Below are 25,811 nucleotides of genomic sequence, written 5' to 3' on the forward strand. Positions count from 1 at the left end.
CACCCATGAAAACCATCAAATATTTTGCAACTGCTGCCGCCATCGCCCTGACCTCTTTCGCGACCTTCGCCGCTGAGCCGGTTAATTTGCAGCAGGCTAACGACCTGGCCCCTGCCGGTGTAGTCTCCGCAGGCCACGCGACGACCCTGAGCGGTCTGGAAGCCAAACTGGCGGCGAAAGCAGAAGCCCAGGGCGCCAGCAGCTACCGCATTATTTCCGCCGGCGGTAACAACCTGCTGAGCGGTACTGCCGTCATCTACAAGTAAGTCTCTTCGCTATAGGGCCCGGTACGCCGGGCTCTGCCTATTTCCCCGCCATTACGTTCATTATTCCCGCGCTCAATGTTACATAAATATTAAATTTTTATTACACCCTAGACTCTTGCTCATTACTGGCTTAGCTTGAAGGTATCTTCCCGCAGAAAGGCTTCAAAATGAGCGAGATATCTACACTAACCATCAAAATCCCTCTGGAACTCAAAGAGAAAATTCGTGCTATTGCCGCTGATAACCAACTCTCTCTGAGTGCTGAGGTGTGTCAACGCCTTGAAAGCAGCTTCGAAGCGCCGGTTAAAGCGGAAAAAACCGCTAAAAAATCGGATGAGTTGCACCACGGCGAAATCGATAATCAGGGGATTGAAGAAGAAATCGAACAGCCTCTGAACCAAAAAGAATTGAAAAAGCTGCGTCAGTTGCTGAAAGGCGGCGTGAAAGCAAGCAAGAAAAAGTAATTCCCTATACTACGAAAAACGGGGCGATTATTGCCCCGTTTTTTATTGCCCATCCAGCCCTCGAATTGGCTTAACCGATGCCCAGGCCCGACATGACGGGCAATGCCAATAAAGTGAATGCGCGGTAAAACCGCATTTATGACAGCGATAGCGCGGTTTGGTGCGGATTTGCTCACCCACCATGTCCCGCAGCAGCAGCAGACTCTCTTTTGCACGCCCATCTTCGGCGTCCGCCAGGTGGTAATCCATCAGACGGTAAAACACGCGCATGGTCGGATGACGCTGTAACTGGCGGTTGATATACACCTGAACTACGTCGCGCCCTTCATGCTGTTCGACGATCTCCGCCAGCATCAGTTCGGCGGTAGCGCCCGTATTTTCCTCAACGCAACGTTTGAGGAACTCCGCCCAATCCTGCTGGTTTTCCAAATGCTGATAACATTCATGCAGCATAGGCAGCGTTTCGCTTACCAGCTCTTTATCCTGATTCAGCACCCGCTGCAGAGACTCGACCGCTTTGGCGTATTCAGCCTGCGCCATGTAGATGCGGCCGACCATAATCGACACACGGGCGCACTGTTTATCCGCCGAGGCCGCACGTTTCAGCAGGCTCATCGCCTTATCGAGATCGTCACTGCCCATTGCCTGGAGCGCCAGCTCACAGTAGAAATGCGCGATCTCGATACGTTGTTTGTCTTTACCCAGCTTGACCAGTTTTTCCGCCACGTCGATCGCTTTCAGCCAGTCGCTGGTTGCCTGGTGGATCACCAGTAATTGCTGCAGCGCCGAGATACGGAAATCCTCTTCGCCGACCAACTGGCCGAACATGTCTTCCGCGCGATCGTACATGCCGGCGGCCATATAGTCGCGGCCCAGCTGTTGCACCGCCAGCAGGCGTTGTTCGAAAGTGAGGGAAGCGCTTTCCATCAGCGCCTGATGGATGCGTATTGCGCGGTCGACCTCGCCGCGCGAGCGGAACAGGTTACCCAGCGTAAGGTGGGCCTCAACGGTAGTACTGTCCTCTTTCAACATATCGAGGAACAGATCGACCGCTTTATCCTGCTGATTGGAAAGCAGGAAGTTAACCCCAGCCACGTACTCACGCGACAGACGGTTGGCTTCCTGTTGTTTATCCTGTTGAGCACTTCTGCGCCCCATGTACCAACCGTACGCGGCAGCCACGGGCAGCAACAGAAACAACAGCTCTAACATAGAAGATTATTCCTTGCTGACAACGGACTGAGCTGCCGGCTCAGCAGGTTGTTCAAGCTGCAGTTCCAGCCTCTTGACTTTGCGTTCGGCTCGCCCCAGCGCAATGCGGGTACGCAGATAAAACAGGCCGCAAATGACCCAGCCGAGAACAAAGCCGGCGCCAAACAACGCAGCCAACAGGGTCGATATACGATAATCGCCCTGAGCAACCAGGTAATTAAAACTCACAACCTGATCGTTATGCGCGCCCAACGTGACAGAAATCACGAAAACCACCAGAACCAACAAAAAAATCAGCAAATATTTCACATTCTTTCCCGCGATGCCGAGTTAATCGGATGAATTATACCCGATGTATTTCAAGTTGCCGCCTGGCGGCGACTCGAAAGACGAAAGGTATATGCCAATACGTGGCGTCCCTCCCATTAAGTTAGCATTTCCCATCGTGCCAGGGAAACCCTGCGGCACGATAAAACCAGATATCTGCCGGCATATTCGACAGTAAATGGCGCTCCCAGGGAAATTAATGAGAAAGCTTCTCAAAATAATGAATTTATAAAGATATGGGGGCAATCATCGCAATTGCAATGATTGGCGAATGTAAGCGATTAATACGGCGCCTGCCCGGCGCCGTGATAAGTGACCATGTCACCTAAAGTTTTCTTCCGGAGGTTCTTTCCACCACTTCCTGTTGCTCCTGAGGAGGCAGCGTCAGCGGGCCAAACCAGCGCTGCGCCAGCCAGCAGGCAATCGTCACCAGCAACCAGCTGATCAATGTCGCCATCGCCAGGTCGCGCGGCCAGTGCATGCCCAGCAGCAAACGGCTGCCCATCACGCCGGTCGCCCACAGCATCAGCAATGCGACGGTTTTGTAATGACGACGCGGCCACAACAGCCCCACTCCCAGCAATGCCCAAGTGGCGGCGAACAGAGTATGCCCAGAAGGAAAGGCGAAGCCGGTTTCAAACTGCCAGTGCTTACGCAGCCAGACGGGTACCAGCGGCTGATCCTGCAACTGTTCCGCCACCAGCGCGCTGCGTTCTTTGCGATGCAACGAGTAAAAGTATTTTCCGTCCACGCCGTGATTTTGCTCCAACCAGACGACAAAGGGCCGCGGTTCCTGTACCCGATCCTTGATCAGCGATTTAACGCCCTGGCCGATCAATACCGCGGCAGAGAGCAAAATGACCAGACCAATGGCAGCCTTGAGGCGAAAGCGCAAACACCAAAGGAACCAGGCAGAAAGAATAATGCTAGTGATGATTCCCCACGGCGAGGTCACGGTTTCGGTCACCCAATAAAGGCCTTTCAGCAAGGGTTCGTTGCCGCCCGGCTGCCATTGCCAGCCGGATAACCACACGGCCAGCGGCATCAGCAACAGCACTATCGCCCCCGCTGCCGTGCGTTTTGCTATCTCAAACATTCCACGTATCCTTTGTTTAAGCCAAGGGCCAGTGTAACAATCTTGCAATATCGATAACACTCGAAAAATTAAACAGATAACAAACCTGTCGCAATAATAATGGGCTGAAAACGCCGGATGCTGGTTTGCTGAGCACCTCAGGGCAAGAAGTTATGGCAAAATAACCGATAATTAACGAAATAGAGATCGTCGTTGCACGTTTTAATACTGGTCAGGTCACTGCGTCGGACGTAGGATGCGCAACAATGATTGAATCGGATGTGTTTGTGGAGAGCAACATGCAGCTTAAACGGGTGGCAGAGGCAAAACTGCCAACACCTTGGGGCGATTTCCTGATGGTAGGATTCGAAGAATTGGCTACCGGGCACGATCATCTGGCTCTGGTCTTCGGTGATATTGCCGGTGCGACGCCGGTACTCTCACGCGTACATTCTGAATGTCTGACCGGCGATGCGTTATTCAGCCTGCGCTGCGACTGCGGTTTCCAGTTGGAAGCGGCGCTGGAGCATATCGCAGAGGAAGGCCGTGGCATTCTGCTCTATCACCGTCAGGAAGGTCGCAATATCGGTTTGCTGAACAAAATCCGCGCTTATGCCCTGCAGGATAAAGGCGCCGATACCGTAGAGGCCAACCATCAACTTGGCTTTGCCGCTGATGAACGTGATTTCACCCTGTGTGCAGACATGTTCAAATTGCTGGGCGTGGACGCGGTGCGTTTGTTAACCAACAACCCGAAAAAGGTTGAGATCCTGACAGAGGCGGGGATCAATATCACCGAGCGCGTGCCGTTGATCGTCGGCCGCAATCCAAAAAATGAACGCTACCTGGCGACCAAAGCCGCCAAAATGGGCCATTTGCTGGATCAGAAGTAATTTCCCTGCAAAAAATCAGGGCGCCATCAAAGGCGCCCTTTCTTACTTACTCTACTCTTACAGCATTTTCCTGATCACATAGTGCAGAATGCCGTCGTTCTCGTAGTAGGTCAGCTCATTGCCGGTATCGATACGGCACCGGGTATTGACCACGTCCTGACGACCGTCCGCGTAAGTGATATGCACCGGCACCGTCTGCCCCGGCTTCAGCGTTTGCAAGCCGCTCACGCTGATCTGCTCATCCCCGCTCAGTCCCAGCGTTTGACGGTTGACGCCTGCCGGGAACTCCAGCGGCAGAATGCCCATACCGATCAGGTTCGAACGATGGATACGCTCGAAGGACTCAGCAATCACCACCCTCACGCCCAGTAGACGCGGCCCCTTCGCCGCCCAGTCACGGCTGGAGCCAGAGCCATACTCTTTCCCGGCAATGACCGCCAGTGGCACCTGCTCCTGCTGATACTGCATAGCGGCATCGTAGATCGACAGCTGATTTTGCGAAGGAATATGGCGGGTGAATCCCCCTTCAACCCCCGGCACCATTTCGTTGCGGATGCGGATATTGGCAAAGGTGCCGCGCATCATCACTTCGTGGTTGCCGCGTCGCGAACCGTATGAGTTGAAATCCTGAGCAGCGACGCCGCGATCGCTCAGGTAGCGCCCAGCGGGGCTGTCACGCTTGATATTCCCCGCAGGGGAGATGTGGTCGGTGGTCACAGAATCCGCCAAAATGGCAAGAATGCGCGCATTCTTGATATCCTGCACCGGATCCGGTTTCACCTGCATGGTGCTGAAGAACGGCGGGTGGCGAATATAGGTGGAATCCGCCTGCCATTGATAAGTGGCCGATCCGGTTACCTGAATCGCCTGCCAATTGGCGTCACCGTCAAACACCGCGCCATATTCCTTGTGGAACATTTCGGTACGAACCTGCTCCACCGCCAGAGCAATGTCCTGGCTACTCGGCCAGATATCCTTCAGATAAACCGGCTTGCCGTCACGCCCCTCACCTAACGGCTCTTTGGTCAGATCAATCTTCATGCTGCCCGCCAGTGCATAGGCCACCACCAGCGGCGGCGAGGCCAGCCAGTTGGTTTTCACCAGCGGGTGGATGCGCCCTTCAAAGTTGCGGTTACCCGACAGCACAGCCCCCACGGTAAGATCGCCCTCTTTGATCGCCTGCTCGATGGGCTCAGGCAATGGCCCCGAGTTGCCGATACAGGTGGTACACCCATAGCCCACCAGATTAAAACCCAGCTCTTCAAGGTATGGCGTTAGTTTGGCGCTGTCGAAATAGTCGGTGACGACCTTGGAGCCTGGCGCCAGAGAAGTCTTCACCCAAGGCTTGGTCCGCAGCCCTTTGTTCACCGCATTCTTCGCCAACAGGCCGGCGGCCATCATCACGCTGGGGTTGGAAGTGTTGGTACATGAGGTGATCGCCGCGATCACGACCGCACCATTGTGCAGTTCGTACTCTCGGCCACTGAGGGTAAAGGATTTGAATTCCGACTTGCTCTTCTGGCTGCCGATGTCCAACTCGGTTGCGGCATTAAACGCCCTAGGCACATCCGGCAGAGCCACCCGATCCTGCGGGCGTTTCGGCCCGGCGAGGCTGGCCACCACCGTCGACATATCCAACGCCAAGGTGCTGGTAAATACCGGTTCGTCGCCCGGATGGCGCCACATGCCCTGCGCTTTGGCGTAGGCTTCCACCAGCGCAATTTGTTCATCGCTACGGCCGCTCAGTTTCATGTAGCCAAGTGTGACGTCATCCACCGGGAAGAAACCGCAGGTGGCGCCAAACTCCGGCGACATATTGGCGATGGTCGCCCGATCGGCCAACGGCAAGCTGGCCAGCCCATCACCGTAGAATTCAACGAATTTGCCGACCACACCGTGCTTGCGCAGCATTTGGGTCACCGTCAACACCAGGTCAGTGGCGGTGATGCCTTCGCTGAGTTTGCCCGTCAGCTTGAAACCCACCACGTCTGGGATCAGCATGGAGACAGGCTGGCCGAGCATCGCGGCTTCAGCCTCAATGCCGCCAACGCCCCAACCGAGAATGCCCAGGCCGTTAATCATGGTGGTATGAGAATCGGTGCCGACCAGGGTGTCCGGGTAGGCGACGTGCCTGCCGCTTTCGTCAGTGTGCCACACCGTCTGGCCAAGATATTCCAGGTTAACCTGGTGACAGATGCCGGTGCCTGGCGGCACCACGCGGAAGCGGTTGAAGGCTTTCTGCCCCCAACGCAGGAAAGTGTAGCGCTCGTGATTGCGCTCCATTTCGATACGCACGTTTTCTTCAAACGCATCGTCGTCACCGAACTCATCCACGGTGACCGAGTGGTCAATCACCAGATCAACCGGCGACAGAGGGTTAACCTGGTCAACATTGCCACCCAACCGCTGCACCGCTTCGCGCATGGCGGCCAGATCCACCACCGCAGGCACGCCGGTAAAGTCCTGCATCAATACGCGCGCCGGGCGGTAGGCAATTTCACGATCGGCATGGCCAGTTTGCAACCAATCGACGATGGCCTTCAGGTCATCAACCTGCACGGTGTCGCCATCCACATGACGCAGCAGGTTTTCCAACAGCACTTTCATTGATTTTGGCAGCCGGTCGATATCACCCAACTGTTTCGCCGCCAGCGGCAGACTGTAATAGTAATACTCGCTATTCAGCGCAACCAGCTTATCCAGACTTGTTTCTCTAAGATCGGACGACATAGCTCCTCCATTTCTTATTATGACTAAAACAGGGTAATCACTGAGGTCTTGTTTAAAGATACCACATAGAGAAATTAACGTTTTGATAACAACACGTTTTGATCAGAACGATAGGCAGAAGTAATCAACGGCGGAAAACGCTCTCTGCTCTCCGTGCAACGCAAGGTGAGTCACCGCAACTGAACCCTAAGGGTGATAAAGTGTGGGGAAATGCTTTCAACTACGGGGAAAAAGGCCATTCTTCATATAGGGAAAAGGAGGGGTAATCCCCTCCTTCCGCGTCAAACTCATCTTGGGATCCATTCCCAGTCTAACGACTTACTTAATCGGCAGCTTGATGTCTTTGAACATCGCTTCGATCTCTTCGTTGGATCGCAGTGCTACCGCGTTGTCGACCACGTCGCGTGTCAGGTGCGGTGCAAAGCGCTGGATAAAATCGTACATGTAGCTACGCAGGAAGGTGCTGCGACGGAAGCCGATTTTGGTGGTGCTGTAGGTGAAGATATCACGCGCATCCACGGTCACCAGATCCGGATCCTGCACCGGGTCCACCGCCATGCTGGCAATAACCCCGACCCCTAATCCCAGGCGCACGTAGGTTTTGATCACATCGGCATCCGTTGCGGTAAATACGATGCGTGGCGTCAGGCCGGCACGGTTGAACGCCGTGTCCAACTCGGAGCGACCGGTAAAGCCGAAGGTATAGGTGACGATCGGGTACGCCGCCAATTCTTCAATGGTGATATGGCTTTTGCCGGCCAATGGGTGATCGGGCTTCACTACCACCGCGCGGTTCCAGTGGTAACAAGGCAGCATGATTAAGTCGTCGTAAAGATGCAGCGCTTCGGTGGCAATGGCAAAGTCTGCATTGCCTTTGGATACCGCTTCCGCAATTTGGGTCGGCGATCCCTGGTGCATGTGCAACGAAACGCGCGGATAACGCTCGATAAAGCCTTTGATGACGTTAGGCAGCGCGTAACGCGCCTGGGTATGAGTAGTCGCGACGTACAGCGAACCTTTATCCGGATAGGTGTGCTCGCCGGCGACGGCTTTGATCGCATCCACTTTGGACAGAACTTCACGCGCGATGCGGATGATTTCCTGGCCTGCGGGGGTAACCTGGGTAAGGTGTTTTCCGCTGCGAGCGAAAATCTGGATACCCAACTCATCTTCCAGCATTCGCACTTGCTTGCTGATACCGGGTTGTGAAGTGTAAAGCCCTTCTGCCGTCGATGAGACATTCAGGTTGTGGTTAACCACTTCCACAATGTAACGAAGCTGCTGCAATTTCATATCTTATACCATCCTAGGTTAAACACTGCGGCTTACCCGCAGCCAGGTATATCGGTGTCGCCCCGGTATGCTGAAAAACTAACAAGCCTTAACACAGTGTCTCACCCAGATGCTGAAGAAAACGCCGTTATTAATAAGCTTTAATCATAAAAAAACTTTTTATATAACCACTATATCACGTAGCAGCTTCAAGTATAGATCCACGTCACACCATGATAACGATTATTTTGCATTGCTATCAACGCGAAACCCCGGACCAGTGCAGGAAAAACGGCAAAAAATAGACCCGCTACCGTTCAGACAACAAAAAACCAGCCACAAGGGCTGGTTTTTATTATTGCATTCAGGCTGCAAATTTACTTTTTGCCTTCAACCCATTTGCCGTCCACGTAGAAAGCGGACCAACCTGTGGCCTTACCGTCTTTCTCTGAAGAGACATACTGCTGTTTGGTTTTACGGCTGAAGCGCACCATCGTTTTGTTGCCTTCGCCATCCGCTACCGGCGCATCCGCCAGGTAACGCAGTTTTTCCGGCAGACGATCCTTGAAACGGGCCAGTTCTTCTACCAGCGGCGCACGAGTTTCGCGCGATTTAGGGAAGGTGTTGGCCGCCAGGAACACGCCGGCAGCACCGTCGCGCAGAACAAAGTAAGCGTCTGACTTTTCGCATGGCAGTTCCGGTAACGGAACCGGATCTTCCTTCGGCGGCGCAACATCGCCGTTACGCAGGATTTTACGGGTGTTTTTGCACGTCTCGTTGGTGCAACCCATGTACTTACCGAAGCGCCCCATTTTCAGGTGCATTTCGGAACCACATTTGTCGCACTCAACTACCGGGCCGTCATACCCTTTCAGGCGGAATTCGCCCTCTTCGATTTCATAGCCGTCACACGCCGGGTTGTTACCGCAGACGTGCAGCTTGCGCTGGTTATCGATCAGGTAGCTGTCCATCGCCGTGCCGCATTTCTGGCAACGATGCCGAGCACGCAACGCGTTGGTTTCTGCATCGTCCCCTTCGAGGATGTTCAGCACTTCCGTTTCCGGCACCAGGTTAATGGTGGTTTTGCAGCGTTCCTTCGGCGGCAGCGCATAACCGGAACAACCGAGGAAGACGCCGGTACTGGCGGTACGGATGCCCATTTTACGGCCGCAGGTTGGGCAATCGATGCTGGTCATGACCATCTGATTCGGGCGCATACCGCCGTCTTCAGGATCTTTCTCCGCCGTTTCCAACTGTTCACTGAACTCGGCAAAAAACTCATCCAGCACCGCTTTCCACTCGGCGTGGTTATTGGCTACCTGGTCGAGGCCGTCTTCCATGCGCGCTGTAAAGTCATAGTTCATCAGCTCACGGAAGTTTTCTTCCAGACGATCAGTAACGATCTCACCCATTTTCTCGGCGTAGAAACGGCGGCTTTCGACCCGCACATAGCCACGGTCCTGAATGGTCGAGATGATCGACGCATAGGTCGATGGACGGCCAATACCGCGTTTTTCCAGCTCTTTCACCAACGAGGCTTCGCTGTAACGCGCAGGCGGCTTGGTGAAGTGCTGGCTCGGGATCAGCTTTTGCAGTTCCAGATCGCTGCCGACTTCAACATACGGCAAGGTGCGGTCTTCATCACCCTTGCGCAGGGCAGGCATCACTTTGGTCCAACCATCGAAACGCAGCGTACGGCCTTTGGCACGCAGCTGATAATCACCGGCCTTCACAGACAGCGTAGTGGAATCGTACTGCGCAGGCGTCATCTGACAGGCCACGAACTGGCGCCAGATCAGCTGATACAGCTTTTGCGCATCCGCTTCCATATCTTTCAACTGCTCGGCCAGCACGTTCACGTCCGACGGGCGGATAGCTTCGTGCGCTTCCTGCGAGTTTTCTTTGCTGCTGTACTGGTTTGGCGCTTTCGGCAGGTACTTGTCGCCGAAATTGTCGCCGATATAGCCACGCACCATGTTGAGCGCATCCTGGCTCAGGTTGGTGGAGTCAGTACGCATGTAGGTGATGTGACCGGCTTCATACAGCCGCTGAGCCATCATCATGGTTTTCTTCACGCCAAAACTCAGACGGGTGCTGGCCGCCTGTTGCAGCGTCGAGGTAATGAAAGGCGCGCCCGGCTTGCTGCTGGTAGGTTTGTCTTCGCGATCCAGCACCGTATAACGGGCTTTCTCCAGCAATTTGAGGGCGGCGTGGGTCTGCTCACGGTTAACCGGTTTGAACGGTTTGTCGTGGGCATGCGTCACTTCCATCTGCAGCGCAGTATCATTCTTCGCCAGCAGATCGGCGTGCAGCTCCCAGTACTCTTCCGGTACGAAGGCTTTGATGTCGCGTTCGCGCTCCACCACCAACCGTACCGCAACAGATTGCACGCGCCCAGCGGACAGGCCGCGGGCAATTTTTTTCCACAGCAGCGGCGATACCATGTAACCCACCACGCGGTCCATAAAGCGACGCGCCTGTTGTGCGTTAACACGATCGATATTCAACTCACCCGGCTGTTTAAAGGCCTGTTGGATCGCGTTCTTGGTGATTTCGTTGAACACCACGCGGCTAAAGCGTTTCTCGTCGCCGCCGATCACTTCCCGCAGGTGCCAGGCAATGGCTTCCCCTTCGCGGTCAAGGTCCGTTGCGAGATAAATGTGGTCGGCGTTTTCCGCTAACGATTTTAACTCTGCGACAACTTTTTCTTTACCTGGCAGAATTTCATAATCCGCTTTCCAGCCATGGTAAGGATCGACGCCCATTCGATTTACCAGCGCCGTTTTCTCATCTTTTTTAACTTTCTTCTTGGCTTTGTCTTCGGTTGAGTCAGCGCTCTTTTTGCTGGCTGAGCCACTGGTCGGCAAATCACGGATATGACCGACGCTGGACTTCACCACGTAGTCATTACCTAAGTATTTATTAATAGTTTTGGCTTTTGCCGGGGACTCAACTATTACGAGAGCTTTACCCATATTTACCTTTACCTAAATTTGTTTCTTCTAAAAAGAAGTCTTTTATCTCGCCGTGCCGCAGCGATTCATATCTCTTTTTTATATTGCGGCAGTCTGGCAAGAGATCAACATGTTTTTTTCTATTGGTTGCTTAACTGCTCAACCTGAACGCAAGTTGTTGATCCCGCCAGCTATTCACCCATGCCCCAGAAGTATGGCCGTGTGAGACTCATTCATGGCGTAAACAAAACCTTCCACCCGACGCCGCAAAATCCCACACTGTACCTGATAAAAAGCGTCACGCAACCTAATTAGCACGGAAACAGAAATTTCGCCAATCGACAGATACTGCTAGCCATCCAGACGGCAAATAAACCTTAGTCTGTTTGCGGATAAATGCGAACCGGCGTTAGAATACGCGCAGAATTTATGATTGGAGTGTAATAATGAGCACTAATACTACCCCCATTGGCCGTGAGGCCCTGTTGCAAGAAGCAAATAATATTATCCGACAACATGGAGATTATCTGCAGGGCATGGTGGCTAACGGTGTTGAACAAAAAGGCAGCGTTTTAGTTTTCCGTGGCGAATTCTTTTTGGATCAGGATGGATTACCTACGGTAAAAACCACTGCTGTATTTAATATGTTTAAACATTTGGCCCACGTGTTTTCCGAAAAATATCATTTGGCCGATTAAGAAAAAAACGGGGGTTTTTAGCCCCCGTTACGTTTAATCAAAGCGCTTAAAGCAACGGTTTTTCACCGCGCTGCCACCAGCGCAGCAGCAAACGGTCGACGCTTTCCGCCGCGCTGCCGGTAAAACGATCCATCAGACGTTTACGACGCGCATAGCGCACCCCGACCACTTCGTGATTTTCCATTTCGGCGATCAAAAGATCGTCACTGGTGCCAATCGCATCAATCAGCCCTTTATCTTTCGCCTGAGAGCCGAACCAGTGCTCGCCGGTCGCCACGCTGTCGATATCCAGCGAAGGCCGTTGCTGGTGTACAAATTCTTTGAACAGTTCATGGGTTTCATTCAGATCTTCGCGGAACTTCTCACGCCCCTGCTCGGTGTTTTCCCCAAACAGCGTCAGCGTCCGTTTGAACTGGCCAGCCGTATGCAATTCGACATCAATATCGTTCTTTTTCAGCAGGCGATGGAAGTTGGGAATTTGCGCCACGACGCCGATAGAGCCGATGATGGCGAAGGGTGCCGCGACGATGCGATCCGCCACGCAGGCCATCATGTAACCGCCGCTGGCCGCCACCTTGTCCACCGCTACCGTCAGACGGATGCCGCCGGTACGCAGACGCGCCAACTGTGACGACGCCAGACCATAGCCATGCACTACCCCGCCCGGGCTTTCCAGCCGCAGCAGTACCTCGTCCTGTGGCGTTGCTACTGCCAACACCGCCGAGATTTCTTCGCGCAGCGAAGTCACTTCATGGGCATCCATGCTACCTTTGAAATCCAGGACATACAGGCAAGGTTTGGTTGCTTCAACGGCACCGGCTTTAGCACGTTGTTTCTTCAGTTTTTCGTCGGCTTTGGTCTGTTTTTTAAACTGTTTACTCCAGGCTTTTTGTTCCGCTTCACCCATACGCGCCAGACGCATGTCACGTTGCATCTCGCGATATTGCTCCCCGAGGTCAGTCAGTTGAAGCTCACCTTTCTGACGGGTTTTACGTTGCCCAATGCTGACCGCCAGCAACGCCAGCGCAGCGATGGCAATCACTACCGTCGCGACCTTGGCCAGAAACAGGCCGTAAATAGATATAAACTCCACAGATTCCGCCTTTATTTACAGGTTGTTAGTATGATCGCATTCATTCTAGCCAACCGACGCGGTGGCTGTCGCGGCTAAATAAAAATTCCATGTGATGCCTCTTTACTATGTGGGCGCATTTTGACTTAACCAAGCCGGTGCTGTTCCATTTTTGTTACAAAAGAATGCCGATTCTGCTGCCTAATCATTGAAAATACGATCCATTTGAGGCATATAACACGGATTATTCATCAATATGATGAGCCAAATTCGCTGCGGGGCCCTGCATGCGGTCGAGCCTTTGCTCCCGCCTGGGTCTCTTAATCCACCCCCCTCCCCGATGCAAGCGGGAGACAGCCACCACGGCGCGAGGAATTATTGTGCATTACCAACCTAAACATGACCTGCTGGAACAAAGAATCATCCTGGTGACCGGCGCCGGTGACGGCATCGGACGCGAAGCTGCACTTACCTATGCCAAATTTGGCGCGCAACTGGTGCTGCTGGGGCGTACCGAAAGCAAGCTACGGGCGGTACAAACCGAGATCGCCCGGCTGGGCGGCGCACCAAGTTTCACCGTTACGCTGGATTTGCTGCACGCCACGCAGGAACAGTGCAAACAGGTTGCGGATGATCTGGCAACCCAGCTCCCACGCCTCGACGGCGTGCTGCACAATGCCGGGCTATTGGGGGATATCGCTCCGATGGCTGACTTGTCGATGGAGATGTGGCATGAAGTCATGCAGGTCAACGTCAATGCAACCTTTATGCTCACCCAGGCGCTGCTGCCACTGCTGCTGAAATCCAACTCGGGATCGCTGGTATTTACCAGTTCCAGCGTGGGTCGTACGGGCCGGGCCAACTGGGGCGCCTACGCGGTGTCCAAATTTGCCACGGAGGGTATGATGCAGGTGTTGGCCGAAGAATACAAAAGCCGCCATCTTCGGGTAAATTGTATCAATCCTGGCGGAACGCGCACTCAAATGCGCGCATCGGCCTTCCCGAACGAAGATAAAAACAAGCTGAAAACGCCGGCGGATATTATGCCGCTTTACCTCTATTTAATGGGCGATGACAGCCGCCGAAAAACCGGCATGAGCTTCGATGCTCAACCCAATCGTAAACCCGGCGCCGCTGAATAAAGGAGGCTTTATCATGGCCGAAGACCGCCATCAACAACGTCAGCAGCGCCTGAAAGAACAGGTCGACGCTCGTATCGCCGCCGCCCAGCAAGTCCGCGGTCTAGTGCTGGTATTCACCGGTAACGGTAAAGGTAAAACTACCGCGGCGTTCGGCACAGTAACGCGCGCCGTCGGCCACGGGATGAAAGCCGCCGTTATTCAGTTCATCAAAGGCGAATGGCCGAACGGGGAAAAAAACCTGCTGCAGCAGCACGGGGTAGAATTCCAGGTAATGGCAACCGGCTTCACCTGGGAAACCCAGAATAAAGCCGGCGATACCGCAGCCTGTCAGGCGGTATGGCAGCACGGCAAACGCATGCTCGCCGACAGCAGCCTGGATCTGGTGCTGTTGGATGAGCTGACCTATATGGTCAGTTACGGCTATCTTGAGCTGGATGAACTGCTGGAAGCGTTGCGACTGCGCCCTGCGCACCAGACGGTCATTATCACCGGACGTGGCTGCCATCGCGATCTGCTGGAGCTGGCGGATACTGTGACGGAAATGCGACCGGTAAAACATGCGTTTGACGCAGGTATCATGGCCCAACAGGGAATTGACTGGTAACGAAAAGAAAACGCCGCAGCCCAGAGAGGGTTGCGGCGTAATGATTAGCTGCGCTTGCTCGGTTTGCCGGACTTGCTGCCTGGCGTACTGCGGCGGCCGCTGCCGGCCACCTGGGTGTGGCGTTTGACCGCACGACGGATCTGATTCGCTTTCACGCGACGACGCTCACGCTCCACCGGCATCTTGCTGACGGTTTCGGGCTTCAGCTCAACCAATTCGCGCAGGTAGTTAATCGCCGGCAGTTCCAGCTCGGTCCAACCGCCACGCGGCAGGCCTTTAGGCAGATCGATATCGCCGTAACGCACGCGGATCAGACGGCTGACCTGCACGCCAACCGCTTCCCAAAGACGACGCACCTCGCGGTTACGCCCTTCGGTCAGGGTCACGTTGTACCATTGGTTAATGCCTTCGCCACCCTGGAAAGTGATGGTGCGGAAGGCGGCTGGGCCATCTTCCAACTGAACGCCCTTGCTCAGTTGCTTCACTTTTTCATCGTCAATCTGGCCAAATACACGTACCGCGTATTCGCGCTCGACTTCACGGCTAGGGTGCATCAGGCGGTTTGCCAGCTCACCGTCGGTGGTGAACAGCAGCAAGCCTGAGGTATTGACGTCCAGACGCCCCACAGCTACCCAGCGAGAACCACGCAGCTTAGGCAGGCGATCGAACACCGTCGGACGACCTTCAGGATCGCTACGGGTACAGAGTTCACCTTCTGGCTTGTAATAAGCCAGCACGCGGCAAACCGTTTCTTCGGATTCTTTAATTGAAAGCACATGACCATCCAGGCGAATTTTCATCGCCGCAGTCACTTCAACGCGGTCGCCCAGTTTGGCAATTTTACCGTCAACGCTGACGCGGCCGGCTTCAATTATGGTTTCGATTTCACGACGCGAACCATGGCCGGCGCGCGCTAAAACTTTTTGTAACTTTTCGCTCATTGAGCAACCTCTAGTGTCGCCTTCACAGGCGTCGGGGGGATGACCACTGCGGCGACAGGCACCACAGCAGTAACAATACGTTTACTTGGATCGAACCGCGCATTATACAGGCTTTCTATAGTGTTGGAACCCACTTTATTACCAGACCAATTATCGAAATCTATTAACCGCGGGCTCAGGGTCGCATCAGGTTAAGCAAGGCAAAAGGTTAATCACCAAGAAAGTTAACCACCGCCCGATACACTTCATCAGGCCGCTCAAGGATCCCCAGGTGCGTTCGGGCATGTTCCAGCCGCAAGACCGAGAAGAACGGATGGTCGGCAGTAAAAGCCTGCTGTTGCTTCAGGTAATTTTCATCGCGATCCAGCGAGTAAATATGCCGGCACGGAAGCGGCGAGCCAAGTTCGCTCAACCGGTCAAGCGGCGATTGATATTGCCGATAAGCGTGTTCTATCGCCACACCGGCGGCCTGCCAGAGACGGAAGTCCTCACGGGCCATTTCAACGGTCAGATGATGCTTCACCGGCTGATGGTCAACCCCGCCTTGCCAGAAGGTAAACAGGGCATCGCGCGCCGCCAACCATTGCTCTGGCCGTTGCATTTGCTGCACCGACTGGAAAAATGCCGGCGTGGGTTGCGTCATGATCCAATCGAGAAATACCAGGCCTTTGATCTGCTGCGGCATGAGCTCTGCCAAGGCGACGGCAATCCAACTGGCGTGTGCCACCGAAAGCGTCACAAAGCTTTCCACCTGCAGAGCAGCCAGCAGATGAGGGATGTCCGCCAGCAAGTCTTCGGCGCCAAGCGAAAGCGCGTCATCACAGGAAGACAGGCCGTGCCCACGCCAGTCGAGGCTAATCACCCGGTATCGCTCATTCGCCAGCGCGCTGAAGGGTTCAAATACCGTTTTTGGCTCACACCAGCCGGGCAGCAAGACCAGCGTCAATGGGCCGGAACCGGAATCATGATAATCGAGGGAGTGGGTACCAAAGTGAAACGCTGTCATTTTACCTCCTGAAGCGTCATGTCCTCAAAGCGGTTAAGAGGGCTTGTGCACAGGAAGTAAACTGACAGCGTTTGGCGATTTAATCTATTGAAGAACGTGCTAAAAAACGGGGAGCGCACCAAATGAAAATATACGCACCAAACGAACAGATTTAGTGCCTTTCACAAGGATAAGCAGCGGTTAGCGCCAACATAATCACCGAAGGTGCAGAGTAATGCAGTTGTTCAGGATGTTCATTTAAATAATGCATTACCGCATCGGAAGCCATGCCTACGCTCATGCCGGCATCCGGGCAAATATTGCGGTTGCCCTGCATCGAATAGGTGTCAAAGACGCCGGCCACATAGCCCATGAACATTCCGCCATCGAGCGCTTCGGCAACGGTAGCGGCCCCATTTTTGTTTTTCACATAGCCGCCCGTTTCAGACAGCAAGGCGTTACCGGAATAAAAACCGGCATTGGCCACAGAGGAAAACAATAAGACCGCTAAAAGAGAACCCCGTTTAATCATCGCGATGCATCCTGCCTATTTTCAGTTTTTGATTGTGTAGAATAGCGGCTTTCACGATAAATAACGTCGTTTCAGCCACTTTTCAGAAAATGAGCAACCGCCGCAGCGATAAAATCAACGGAAAGGCGTTATGTCGCCCGCACCTTCGCGCACCACTTCCGGCGCCGACTCAGTCAGATCAATCACCGTGGTCGGCTGCTGCCCCAGGAAACCGCCGTGGATCACCAGATCCACCTGCTTGCCCAGATGATCGCTGATCTCTTCCGGGTCGGACTCGGCGAAATCGTTGCCTGGTAACATCAGCGTGGTCGACATCATCGGCTCGTTCAGCACTTCCAACAGCGCCAATGCAATCGGGTTCGAGGGTACACGCAGGCCGATGGTTTTGCGTTTGTCATTCATCAGGCGGCGTGGCACTTCTTTGGTCGCTTTCAGGATGAAGGTGTAGTTGCCCGGCGTGTTGTTTTTGATCAAACGGAATGCGGTATTGTCGACATAGGCGTAAGTCGAAAGTTCGGACAAATCGCGGCACATCAGCGTAAAGTTGTGGTTACCGTCCAACTGGCGAATACGGCAAATACGTTCCATCGCCGATTTTTCTTCCAGCTTGCAGCCCAGCGCATAACCGGAATCTGTCGGGTAGACAATCACTCCGCCCTTGCGCAGCACGTCCACCGCCTGGTTGACCAAACGCGGTTGAGGATTATCTGGATGAATATAAAAAAGCTGACTCATGACTTGCTCCTAAAATGATGCACGCGGGCGCATCCGCCCCCGTTAAATCAATATACTGCTGCCTGTTGCGGTTGCGGCCAGTCGCGCCACACCGGCTCAACACCGCCGGGTAACCACAGTTTACGGCCCAGTTCGATCCACGCGCAGGGTTGATGAAAATCAGACCCCTGCGACGCCAGTAATTGATACTCTTGCGCATACTTCGCCAATAGCGAACGCTCATGCGGTGCTTGCTGGCACTGGGCCACTTCCATCGCATCGCCGCCGTGTTCGGCAAAATGCGCAAACAGCCGCTTCAGCCATTTGGCCGTCAGATCGTAACGGCCCGGATGTGCTATCACCGCCTGCCCGCCAGATTGATGAATCACATCAATGGCTTGTTCTATTGTACACCACTGTGGCGGAACGTAACCGGTTTTGCCCTTGGCCAGATATTTCTTGAACACCTGCGCCATGTTGTCGGCAATGCCTATCTGCACCAGATAGCGCGCAAAGTGCCCACGCGTCACCGCCCCGCCGTCCGCCAATTTTTGCGCGCCTTCGAAGGCGCCATCGATGCGTGCTTTTGCCAACCGTAAGCCAATCTCCTGCGCACGCAGGTTGCGACGTTCAGTCTGTTCGGCCAATAGCTGCACCATCGCCGGATGGGCGATATCAATCCCCAGGCCGACGATATGAATTTCGTGGTTTTCCCACAGCGTGGAGATTTCTACCCCGTTCACCAGTTGCAACGGCAACGACAACTCGGCAATCGCGGCCGCCGCCGCGGCCAGTCCATCGGTGGTGTCGTGATCGGTGATCGCCAAAACGCCAACCCGCATTTCAACCGCCCGCTGCACCAGTTGCGCCGGTGTCAGATAGCCGTCAGAGGCGGTAGTATGGCTGTGGAGGTCGTAAAGGGTAAACGCGGAAGGCTGGGGGTTGCTGTCTGTCAAAAGTAATATCCGGCAATGGCTTGGCCTTCTATCATACCCGCGATCGTCGGCCGGACGGAAATCTATTCTGGCCCGCTCACATTCGCCTTGATGAAAATAACTCACGTTTGCCGCTAAAACATTGTGTAAAAAGAGGGTTGACTTTATTCCTGCGAACCAGTTAACTAGTACACAAGTTCAGGGGCATCCCCTGGTTGGATGATAATCGAGAGAGCAAAGATATGAATAAGCAAACTTCTCTTCTTCGTTGGTGGCGTACTTCCCTTTCGCGGGCGGTGTAATCACGCATACCTGTCATCTGACACTGCAGATTCCCTAAGCCCGCTGGTAATGCGGGCTTTTTTATGGACAAAATCTAACTGGAACTCCCCATGATGAACATCAAACCACAACTCACACTGCTGAAGGCGGAAACCCACTACCGGGGCGATCCGACGACCATTTTCCACCAATTGTGCGGCGCACGCCCGGCCACCCTGCTGCTGGAGTCTGCCGAGATAAACAGCAAGCAAAACCTGCAGAGCCTGCTGGTGATCGACAGCGCCCTGCGCATCACCGCGCTGGGCCGCAGCGTCACGCTGCAAGCGCTGACCGCCAACGGTGCGGCGATGCTGCCGCTCCTCGATGAGGCGTTGCCGGCAGAAGTGCAGATTCAGGTACGCCCAAACGGCCGCGAACTGACCTTCCCGGTCATTGATGCAGTGCAGGATGAGGATGCGCGTCTGCGCTCACTGTCAGTGTTTGACGCGCTGCGTACTCTGCTGACACTGGTTGACGCCCCGGCTGACGAGCGTGAAGCGGTCATGCTCGGCGGCCTGTTTGCCTATGACCTGGTTGCCGGTTTCGAAGATCTGCCGGCGCTGCGCCAGGATCAACGTTGCCCGGACTTTTGCTTCTACCTGGCGGAAACCCTGCTGGTGCTGGACCATCAGCGCGGCGTGGCTCGCCTGCAGGCCAGCGTGTTTACAGCCGATGCGGCGGAAGAGCAGCGCCTGCAGCAGCGTCTTGAGCAGTTGCAAACCCAGTTGAAACAGACTCCGCACCCCATTCCGCATCAGAAGCTGGAAAACATGCAGTTAAGCTGCAACCAGACCGATGAGGAATACAGCGCCGTGGTCAGCGGACTGCAGCAGGCCATTCGCCAGGGCGAGATTTTCCAGGTAGTGCCATCACGCCGCTTCTCGCTGCCATGCCCAGCCCCGCTGGCGGCCTACCAAACATTGAAAGACAGTAACCCAAGCCCTTACATGTTCTTTATGCAGGACGACGAGTTCACCCTGTTCGGCGCCTCTCCGGAAAGCGCGTTGAAATACGACGCAAGCAACCGTCAGATCGAAATTTACCCGATTGCCGGTACCCGCCCACGTGGCCGCCGCGCTGATGGCTCGCTGGATCTGGATCTCGACAGCCGCATCGAATTGGAAATGCGCACCGATCACAAAGAACTGGCCGAGCATCTGATGCTGGTCGATCTGGCGCGTAACGATCTGGCGCGCATCTGCCAGGCCGGTAGCCGCTACGTGGCAGACCTGACCAAAGTGGACCGCTACTCTTTCGTGATGCACCTGGTTTCCCGGGTGATCGGCACCTTGCGCGCCGACCTTGACGTGCTGCACGCCTACCAGGCTTGTATGAACATGGGGACCCTGAGCGGTGCCCCCAAGGTCCGCGCCATGCAGTTGATCGCTGCCTCTGAAGGCTCCCGTCGCGGCAGCTACGGCGGTGCGGTGGGGTATTTCACCGCCACCGGCGATCTGGATACCTGTATTGTCATCCGCTCCGCGTATGTTGAAGACGGTATCGCCACCGTGCAAGCCGGCGCCGGCGTGGTGCTGGATTCTGTTCCTCAGGCGGAAGCCGATGAAACCCGTAATAAGGCACGTGCCGTGCTGCGTGCCATTGCCAGCGCGCACCAAGCCAAGGAGGTGTTCTGATGGCCGATATCTTACTGCTCGACAACGTTGATTCCTTTACCTATAACCTGGTCGATCAACTGCGTGCCAGCGGCCACCAGGTGGTAATTTACCGCAACCAGATTTCTGCAGACGCGATTATCGAGCGCCTGCAACAGTTGGAGCAACCGGTGCTGATGTTGTCACCGGGCCCCGGTACGCCATCCGAAGCCGGCTGCATGCCAGAGTTGCTGCAACGCCTGCGCGGCCAGTTGCCGATTATCGGCATCTGCCTGGGGCACCAGGCGATTGTAGAGGCCTACGGTGGGCACGTTGGCCAGGCGGGCGAGATCCTGCACGGTAAAGCCTCGGCCATTAGCCACGATGGCGAAGGCATGTTTGCCGGTATGGTGAACCCGCTGCCGGTAGCTCGCTACCATTCACTGGTCGGCAGCAATATCCCGGCCGAACTCACCGTTAACGCTCGTTTTGGCGACATGGTGATGGCAGTGCGTAATGACCGGCACCGCGTATGTGGTTTCCAATTCCATCCGGAATCGATCCTCACCACCCACGGCGCACGTTTGCTTGAGCAAACTCTGGCCTGGGCGCTGGCGAAATAATAAGGGAAACGACGATGCAACCTATTCTTGAAAAACTGTACCGCTCAGAATCAATGAGCCAAGAGGAAAGCCAGCAGTTGTTCAGCGCCATCGTGCGTGGTGAGCTGGAGCCCAGCCAACTGGCAGCGGCACTGATCAGCATGAAAATCCGCGGAGAACGCCCGGAAGAGATTGCCGGTGCCGCCAAGGCCCTGCTGGCCGACGCCCTGCCGTTCCCACGCCCTGACTATCCGTTTGCCGATATTGTCGGCACCGGCGGCGACGGCACCAACAGCATCAATATCTCTACCGCCAGCGCCTTTGTGGCGGCGGCATGCGGTGCCAAAGTGGCAAAACACGGTAACCGCAGCGTCTCCAGCCGTTCCGGTTCTTCGGACCTGCTGGCGGCATTCGGTATCCGCCTGGATCTGCCGGCGGAAGAGTCCCGCCAGGCGCTGGATGAACTGGGCGTGTGTTTCCTGTTCGCACCGCAATATCACACCGGTTTCCGCCATGCGATGCCGGTACGCCAACAGTTGAAAACCCGTACGGTATTTAACGTGCTCGGCCCGTTGATCAACCCGGCACGTCCACCGCTGGCGCTGATCGGCGTTTACAGCCCGGAGCTGGTACTGCCGATAGCCCAAACCCTGCGTGTGCTGGGTTATCAGCGTGCAGCCGTGGTGCACGGCGGTGGCATGGACGAAGTAGCAATTCACACCGCGACCCACGTGGCGGAACTGAACAACGGTGAGATTGAAAGCTACCAATTAACGCCAGAGTCCTTTGGACTGCAACGCTACCCGCTGGAAGCCCTGCAGGGCGGATCGCCGGAAGAAAACCGTGACATTCTGGCACGGTTGTTACAAGGTAAAGGCGACCCGGCGCACGCCGCAGCGGTAGCGGCTAACGTGGCGCTGTTACTGAAGTTATTCGGGCATGAAGACCTGCGCCAAAACGCGCAGCAGGCACTGGACATGATTCACAGCGGGCAAGCTTACGAGCGCGTCACCGCACTGGCAGCAAGAGGATAAATGATGCAGGAAACCGTGCTCAACAAGATTGTTCGTGATAAAGCGCAATGGGTCGCAGCACGACAGCAACAACAACCACTGGCCAGCTTTCACAATGAAATCGTCCCAAGCGAACGCGGCTTTTATCATGCACTGCAAGGAGCCAGAACGGCATTTATTCTTGAATGCAAAAAAGCGTCCCCTTCCAAAGGGTTGATCCGTGAAAACTTTGATCCGGTCGAAATCGCTTCGGTCTACAAGGATTTCGCTTCGGCCATCTCGGTACTGACCGATGAAAAGTACTTCCAGGGCAGTTTCGATTTCCTGCCGCTGGTCAGCAAGGCGGTCACGCAGCCGGTGCTGTGCAAAGATTTTATTATCGACCCGTACCAAATCTACCTGGCGCGGTTCTATCAGGCTGATGCCATCCTGCTGATGTTGTCGGTGCTGGACGACGATCAATATCGCCAGTTGGCAGCCGTGGCGCACAGCCTGAACATGGGCGTGCTGACCGAAGTGATCAGCGAAGAAGAACTGCAGCGGGCAATCGCGCTTGAGGCACGCGTGGTCGGCATTAACAACCGTGACCTGCGCGACCTTAGCATTGATCTGGACCGTACCCGCCAACTTGCGCCACGCGTGCCGCACGGGGTGACGGTGATCAGCGAATCCGGCATCAACAATTACGGCCAAATCCGCGAACTGAGCCACTTCGCCAACGGGTTCCTGATCGGCAGCGCATTGATGTCGGAAACTGACCTGCGCGCCGCAGTGCGTCGGGTGACGCTGGGCGACAATAAAGTCTGCGGGCTGACCCGCCCACAAGATGCCGCAGCCGCCTATCAGGCAGGCGCGATCTACGGTGGGCTGATTTTTGTCGGGCGTTCACCGCGTTATGTCGACATCAACCGCGCCCGCGAAGTGATTGCCGGTGCGCCATTGAAATATGTCGGCGTGTTCTGCGATGCGCAGGTGGAAACCCTGGTGCAAACCGTTGAACGCCTCGGTCTGAAGGCGGTACAGCTACACGGCGCGGAAGATCAAGCCTATATCGACGCCCTGCGCGCAAAACTGCCTGATTCCTGCCAGATCTGGAAAGCGCTGAGCGTGAAAGACAGCTTGCCGGCACGTGATCTGCAGCACGTTGACCGCTATCTGCTGGATAACGGCGCCGGCGGCACCGGCCAGCGTTTCGACTGGTCGGTATTGCACGGCCAAAACCTGGGTAACGTGATGCTGGCGGGCGGTCTGAGCGCAGACAACTGCGTTGACGCAGCCAAACTCGGCTGTGCCGGGTTGGACTTTAACTCCGGCGTCGAGAGCCAGCCCGGAATTAAAGATCCTGCCCGCCTGGCGGCGGTATTTCAAACGCTGCGCGCCTACTGAATGCGAACACAATTTAACGGATAATAACGGGAACTATAATGACGCTGCTTAACCCCTACTTCGGCGAATTTGGTGGCCAATATGTGCCGCAGATTCTGATGCCGGCATTAAAACAACTGGAAGAGGCCTTCGTCAGCGCACAGCGCGACCCTGAATTCCAGGCTGAGTTTATCGATCTGCTGAAAAACTACGCGGGCCGCCCTACGGCGCTGACGCTGTGCAAAAACCTCACCGCCGGCACCAAAACCAAGCTGTACCTGAAGCGTGAAGATTTGCTGCACGGCGGCGCGCACAAAACCAACCAGGTGCTGGGGCAAGCGTTGCTGGCCAAGCGCATGGGCAAAACCGAAATCATCGCCGAAACCGGTGCTGGCCAGCATGGCGTGGCCTCTGCTCTGGCCTGTGCATTGCTCGGCCTGAAATGCCGCATCTATATGGGCGCCAAAGATATTGAACGCCAGTCGCCGAACGTGTTCCGCATGCGCCTGATGGGTGCCGAAGTGATCCCGGTGCACAGCGGTTCCTCCACGCTGAAAGATGCCTGCAACGAAGCGCTGCGCGACTGGTCCGGCAGCTATGAAACCGCTCACTATATGCTGGGTACCGCAGCCGGCCCGCACCCGTATCCGACCATCGTGCGTGAGTTCCAGCGCATGATCGGCGAAGAAACCAAGGCGCAGATGCTGGAGCGCGAAGGCCGCCTGCCGGACGCCGTTCTGGCGTGCGTCGGCGGTGGTTCTAACGCCATCGGCATGTTTGCCGACTTTATCGATGACGTCAGCGTTGGCCTGATCGGCGTGGAACCTGCCGGTCTCGGTATCGAAACCGGCCAACACGGTGCGCCACTGAAGCACGGCCACGTCGGTATCTATTTCGGTATGAAAGCGCCGATGATGCAGACCTCCGAAGGCCAAATCGAAGAATCCTATTCCATTTCCGCCGGGCTGGACTTCCCATCCGTCGGGCCGCAGCACGCCTATCTGAACAGCATTGGCCGTGCCGAATATGTATCGATTACCGACGACGAAGCGCTGGATGCCTTCAAGGCTTTATCGCGCAGCGAAGGCATTATCCCGGCGCTGGAATCCTCCCATGCCCTGGCGCACGCGCTTAAAATGATCCGTGAAACGCCGCAGAAAGAACAGATCCTGGTGGTTAACCTGTCCGGCCGCGGCGACAAAGACATATTTACCGTTCACGACATACTGAAAGCTCGGGGAGAAATCTGATGGAACGTTATCAGCAACTGTTCAAACGCCTGGAAAGCAACAAGGAAGGCGCCTTCGTCCCGTTTGTCACCCTGGGCGATCCGAATCCGGCACTGTCGCTGCAAATTATCGATACTCTGGTTGAAGCCGGGGCCGATGCGCTGGAGCTGGGCATCCCATTCTCCGATCCGCTGGCCGACGGCCCGACTATACAGAGCGCTGCGTTGCGTGCCTTCGCCTCCGGCGTGACGCCGACCCAGTGTTTTGAAATGCTGGCCGCCATTCGTCAGAAGCACCCGACCATTCCTATCGGCCTGCTGATGTACGCCAACCTGGTGTTTCATAAAGGCATCGATGCCTTTTACCAGCGTTGCGCCGAAGTCGGCGTGGATTCGGTGCTGATTGCCGACGTGCCATTTGAAGAGTCTGCGCCCTTCCGTGCCGCCGCCACCCGCCACGGCGTTGCGCCTATCTTTATCTGCCCGCCGAACGCAGACGACGATTTGCTGCGTGAAATCTCCTCACACGGGCGAGGTTATACTTACCTGCTGTCCCGCGCCGGTGTTACCGGTACCGAAAGCCGTGCCCAACTGCCACTGCATCATCTGGTGAACAAACTGCGCGAATACCATGCCGCGCCACCGCTGCAGGGGTTCGGCATTTCCGAGCCTGCGCAGGTGCATGATGCGCTGCAGGCCGGTGCCGCCGGTGCGATCTCCGGTTCGGCGATCGTCAAAATTATCGAGCAAAATCAGGCGCAGCCGGCAGAAATGCTGACTCGGCTGGCGAACTTTGTCAGCGAAATGAAAGCCGCGACCCGCATCTGATCCTCCCTGCGGCGGGCGTGATCGATTGCGCCCGCCGATAACATCT

General features: G+C 55.4%; 22 protein-coding genes, 1 pseudogene and 1 other annotated feature. Of the genes and pseudogenes, 11 read left to right on the forward strand and 12 right to left on the reverse strand.

Annotation, left to right across the window (positions count from 1 at the left end):
* The first annotated feature begins 5 nt into the window (after nucleotides 1–5).
* Complete coding sequence (locus SERAS12_RS13220; RefSeq protein WP_013813129.1) at nucleotides 6–266, forward strand: YdgH/BhsA/McbA-like domain containing protein; 261 nt, start codon at nucleotides 6–8, stop codon at nucleotides 264–266.
* Between the two features lie 167 nt (nucleotides 267–433).
* The gene (locus tag SERAS12_RS13225; protein WP_013813130.1) at nucleotides 434–730 is read left to right on the forward strand and encodes an Arc family DNA-binding protein; all 297 of its coding nucleotides are present in this window, start codon (nucleotides 434–436) and stop codon (nucleotides 728–730) included.
* A 42-nt stretch (nucleotides 731–772) separates the two neighbouring features.
* Here the strand turns inward: SERAS12_RS13225 and lapB are convergent, their stop codons facing one another.
* From lapB to pgpB, 3 genes are all read right to left on the reverse strand, one after another.
* On the reverse strand, nucleotides 773–1,942 hold the full coding sequence (lapB, locus tag SERAS12_RS13230) for a lipopolysaccharide assembly protein LapB (RefSeq protein ID WP_013813131.1): 1,170 nt from the start codon (nucleotides 1,940–1,942) through the stop codon (nucleotides 773–775).
* Between the two features lie 6 nt (nucleotides 1,943–1,948).
* Nucleotides 1,949–2,251, reverse strand: a complete 303-nt coding sequence (locus tag SERAS12_RS13235; RefSeq protein WP_006325701.1) for a LapA family protein — start codon at nucleotides 2,249–2,251, stop codon at nucleotides 1,949–1,951.
* Between the two features lie 343 nt (nucleotides 2,252–2,594).
* Nucleotides 2,595–3,365, reverse strand: a complete 771-nt coding sequence (gene pgpB, locus SERAS12_RS13240; RefSeq protein WP_013813132.1) for a phosphatidylglycerophosphatase B — start codon at nucleotides 3,363–3,365, stop codon at nucleotides 2,595–2,597.
* 278 nt (nucleotides 3,366–3,643) lie between these two features.
* Here pgpB and ribA point away from each other — a divergent pair, with 278 nt between their 5' ends.
* Nucleotides 3,644–4,237 (forward strand): GTP cyclohydrolase II, encoded by a 594-nt coding sequence (gene ribA / locus SERAS12_RS13245; protein ID WP_006321116.1) that lies wholly within the window; start codon nucleotides 3,644–3,646, stop codon nucleotides 4,235–4,237.
* A 57-nt stretch (nucleotides 4,238–4,294) separates the two neighbouring features.
* Here the strand turns inward: ribA and acnA are convergent, their stop codons facing one another.
* From acnA to topA, 3 genes are all read right to left on the reverse strand, one after another.
* Entirely contained in the window at nucleotides 4,295–6,967 is a 2,673-nt protein-coding gene (gene acnA, locus SERAS12_RS13250) for an aconitate hydratase AcnA (protein WP_013813134.1), read from the reverse strand.
* A 318-nt stretch (nucleotides 6,968–7,285) separates the two neighbouring features.
* On the reverse strand, nucleotides 7,286–8,260 hold the full coding sequence (gene cysB, locus SERAS12_RS13255) for an HTH-type transcriptional regulator CysB (protein WP_004945202.1): 975 nt from the start codon (nucleotides 8,258–8,260) through the stop codon (nucleotides 7,286–7,288).
* 356 nt (nucleotides 8,261–8,616) lie between these two features.
* Entirely contained in the window at nucleotides 8,617–11,214 is a 2,598-nt protein-coding gene (gene topA / locus SERAS12_RS13260) for a type I DNA topoisomerase (protein WP_013813135.1), read from the reverse strand.
* 425 nt (nucleotides 11,215–11,639) lie between these two features.
* Between topA and SERAS12_RS13265 the strand changes: the two genes are divergently transcribed.
* A complete protein-coding gene (locus SERAS12_RS13265; RefSeq protein ID WP_013813136.1) occupies nucleotides 11,640–11,891 on the forward strand; it encodes a YciN family protein in 252 nt (83 codons plus the stop codon).
* 46 nt (nucleotides 11,892–11,937) lie between these two features.
* Here SERAS12_RS13265 and sohB read toward each other — a convergent pair whose 3' ends face one another.
* Nucleotides 11,938–12,984 (reverse strand): protease SohB, encoded by a 1,047-nt coding sequence (sohB, locus tag SERAS12_RS13270; protein WP_013813137.1) that lies wholly within the window; start codon nucleotides 12,982–12,984, stop codon nucleotides 11,938–11,940.
* A gap of 359 nt (nucleotides 12,985–13,343) precedes the next feature.
* Here sohB and SERAS12_RS13275 point away from each other — a divergent pair, with 359 nt between their 5' ends.
* Both SERAS12_RS13275 and cobO read left to right on the forward strand, forming a co-directional pair.
* Nucleotides 13,344–14,105, forward strand: coding sequence for a YciK family oxidoreductase (locus SERAS12_RS13275; protein WP_013813138.1), 762 nt, complete (start codon nucleotides 13,344–13,346; stop codon nucleotides 14,103–14,105).
* Nucleotides 14,106–14,118: 13 nt separating this feature from the next.
* On the forward strand, nucleotides 14,119–14,709 hold the full coding sequence (gene cobO, locus SERAS12_RS13280) for a cob(I)yrinic acid a,c-diamide adenosyltransferase (RefSeq protein WP_013813139.1): 591 nt from the start codon (nucleotides 14,119–14,121) through the stop codon (nucleotides 14,707–14,709).
* Between the two features lie 44 nt (nucleotides 14,710–14,753).
* Here the strand turns inward: cobO and rluB are convergent, their stop codons facing one another.
* The 5 genes from rluB to SERAS12_RS13305 form a co-directional block, all read right to left on the reverse strand.
* Nucleotides 14,754–15,650, reverse strand: coding sequence for a 23S rRNA pseudouridine(2605) synthase RluB (gene rluB, locus SERAS12_RS13285; protein WP_013813140.1), 897 nt, complete (start codon nucleotides 15,648–15,650; stop codon nucleotides 14,754–14,756).
* A 208-nt stretch (nucleotides 15,651–15,858) separates the two neighbouring features.
* A complete protein-coding gene (locus tag SERAS12_RS13290; protein WP_013813141.1) occupies nucleotides 15,859–16,656 on the reverse strand; it encodes an alpha/beta fold hydrolase in 798 nt (265 codons plus the stop codon).
* 151 nt (nucleotides 16,657–16,807) lie between these two features.
* Entirely contained in the window at nucleotides 16,808–17,167 is a 360-nt protein-coding gene (locus SERAS12_RS13295; RefSeq protein WP_004945227.1) for a Rap1a/Tai family immunity protein, read from the reverse strand.
* Nucleotides 17,168–17,281: 114 nt separating this feature from the next.
* On the reverse strand, nucleotides 17,282–17,902 hold the full coding sequence (locus tag SERAS12_RS13300; RefSeq protein WP_013813142.1) for an L-threonylcarbamoyladenylate synthase: 621 nt from the start codon (nucleotides 17,900–17,902) through the stop codon (nucleotides 17,282–17,284).
* A 47-nt stretch (nucleotides 17,903–17,949) separates the two neighbouring features.
* Nucleotides 17,950–18,837, reverse strand: coding sequence for a PHP domain-containing protein (locus SERAS12_RS13305; protein WP_013813143.1), 888 nt, complete (start codon nucleotides 18,835–18,837; stop codon nucleotides 17,950–17,952).
* A gap of 242 nt (nucleotides 18,838–19,079) precedes the next feature.
* Nucleotides 19,080–19,183, forward strand: a sequence feature (Trp leader region).
* A gap of 25 nt (nucleotides 19,184–19,208) precedes the next feature.
* Between SERAS12_RS13305 and SERAS12_RS13310 the strand changes: the two genes are divergently transcribed.
* The 5 genes and pseudogenes from SERAS12_RS13310 (at nucleotide 19,209) to trpA (ending at nucleotide 25,765) form a co-directional block, all read left to right on the forward strand.
* A complete protein-coding gene (locus tag SERAS12_RS13310; RefSeq protein ID WP_013813144.1) occupies nucleotides 19,209–20,771 on the forward strand; it encodes an anthranilate synthase component 1 in 1,563 nt (520 codons plus the stop codon).
* A pseudogene (gene trpD / locus SERAS12_RS26620) lies at nucleotides 20,771–22,365 on the forward strand (bifunctional anthranilate synthase glutamate amidotransferase component TrpG/anthranilate phosphoribosyltransferase TrpD). The gene SERAS12_RS13310 and the pseudogene trpD overlap by 1 nt, the downstream one beginning before the upstream one ends.
* 3 nt (nucleotides 22,366–22,368) lie before the next feature.
* Nucleotides 22,369–23,730, forward strand: coding sequence for a bifunctional indole-3-glycerol-phosphate synthase TrpC/phosphoribosylanthranilate isomerase TrpF (gene trpCF, locus SERAS12_RS13325; protein ID WP_013813146.1), 1,362 nt, complete (start codon nucleotides 22,369–22,371; stop codon nucleotides 23,728–23,730).
* A 38-nt stretch (nucleotides 23,731–23,768) separates the two neighbouring features.
* On the forward strand, nucleotides 23,769–24,959 hold the full coding sequence (gene trpB, locus SERAS12_RS13330; RefSeq protein WP_004945250.1) for a tryptophan synthase subunit beta: 1,191 nt from the start codon (nucleotides 23,769–23,771) through the stop codon (nucleotides 24,957–24,959).
* Entirely contained in the window at nucleotides 24,959–25,765 is an 807-nt protein-coding gene (gene trpA / locus SERAS12_RS13335) for a tryptophan synthase subunit alpha (RefSeq protein ID WP_013813147.1), read from the forward strand. The genes trpB and trpA overlap by 1 nt, the downstream gene beginning before the upstream one ends.
* The last annotated feature ends 46 nt before the right edge of the window (nucleotides 25,766–25,811 follow it).

This window comes from Serratia sp. AS12, from assembly GCF_000214195.1.
Lineage (GTDB): Bacteria > Pseudomonadota > Gammaproteobacteria > Enterobacterales > Enterobacteriaceae > Serratia > Serratia plymuthica.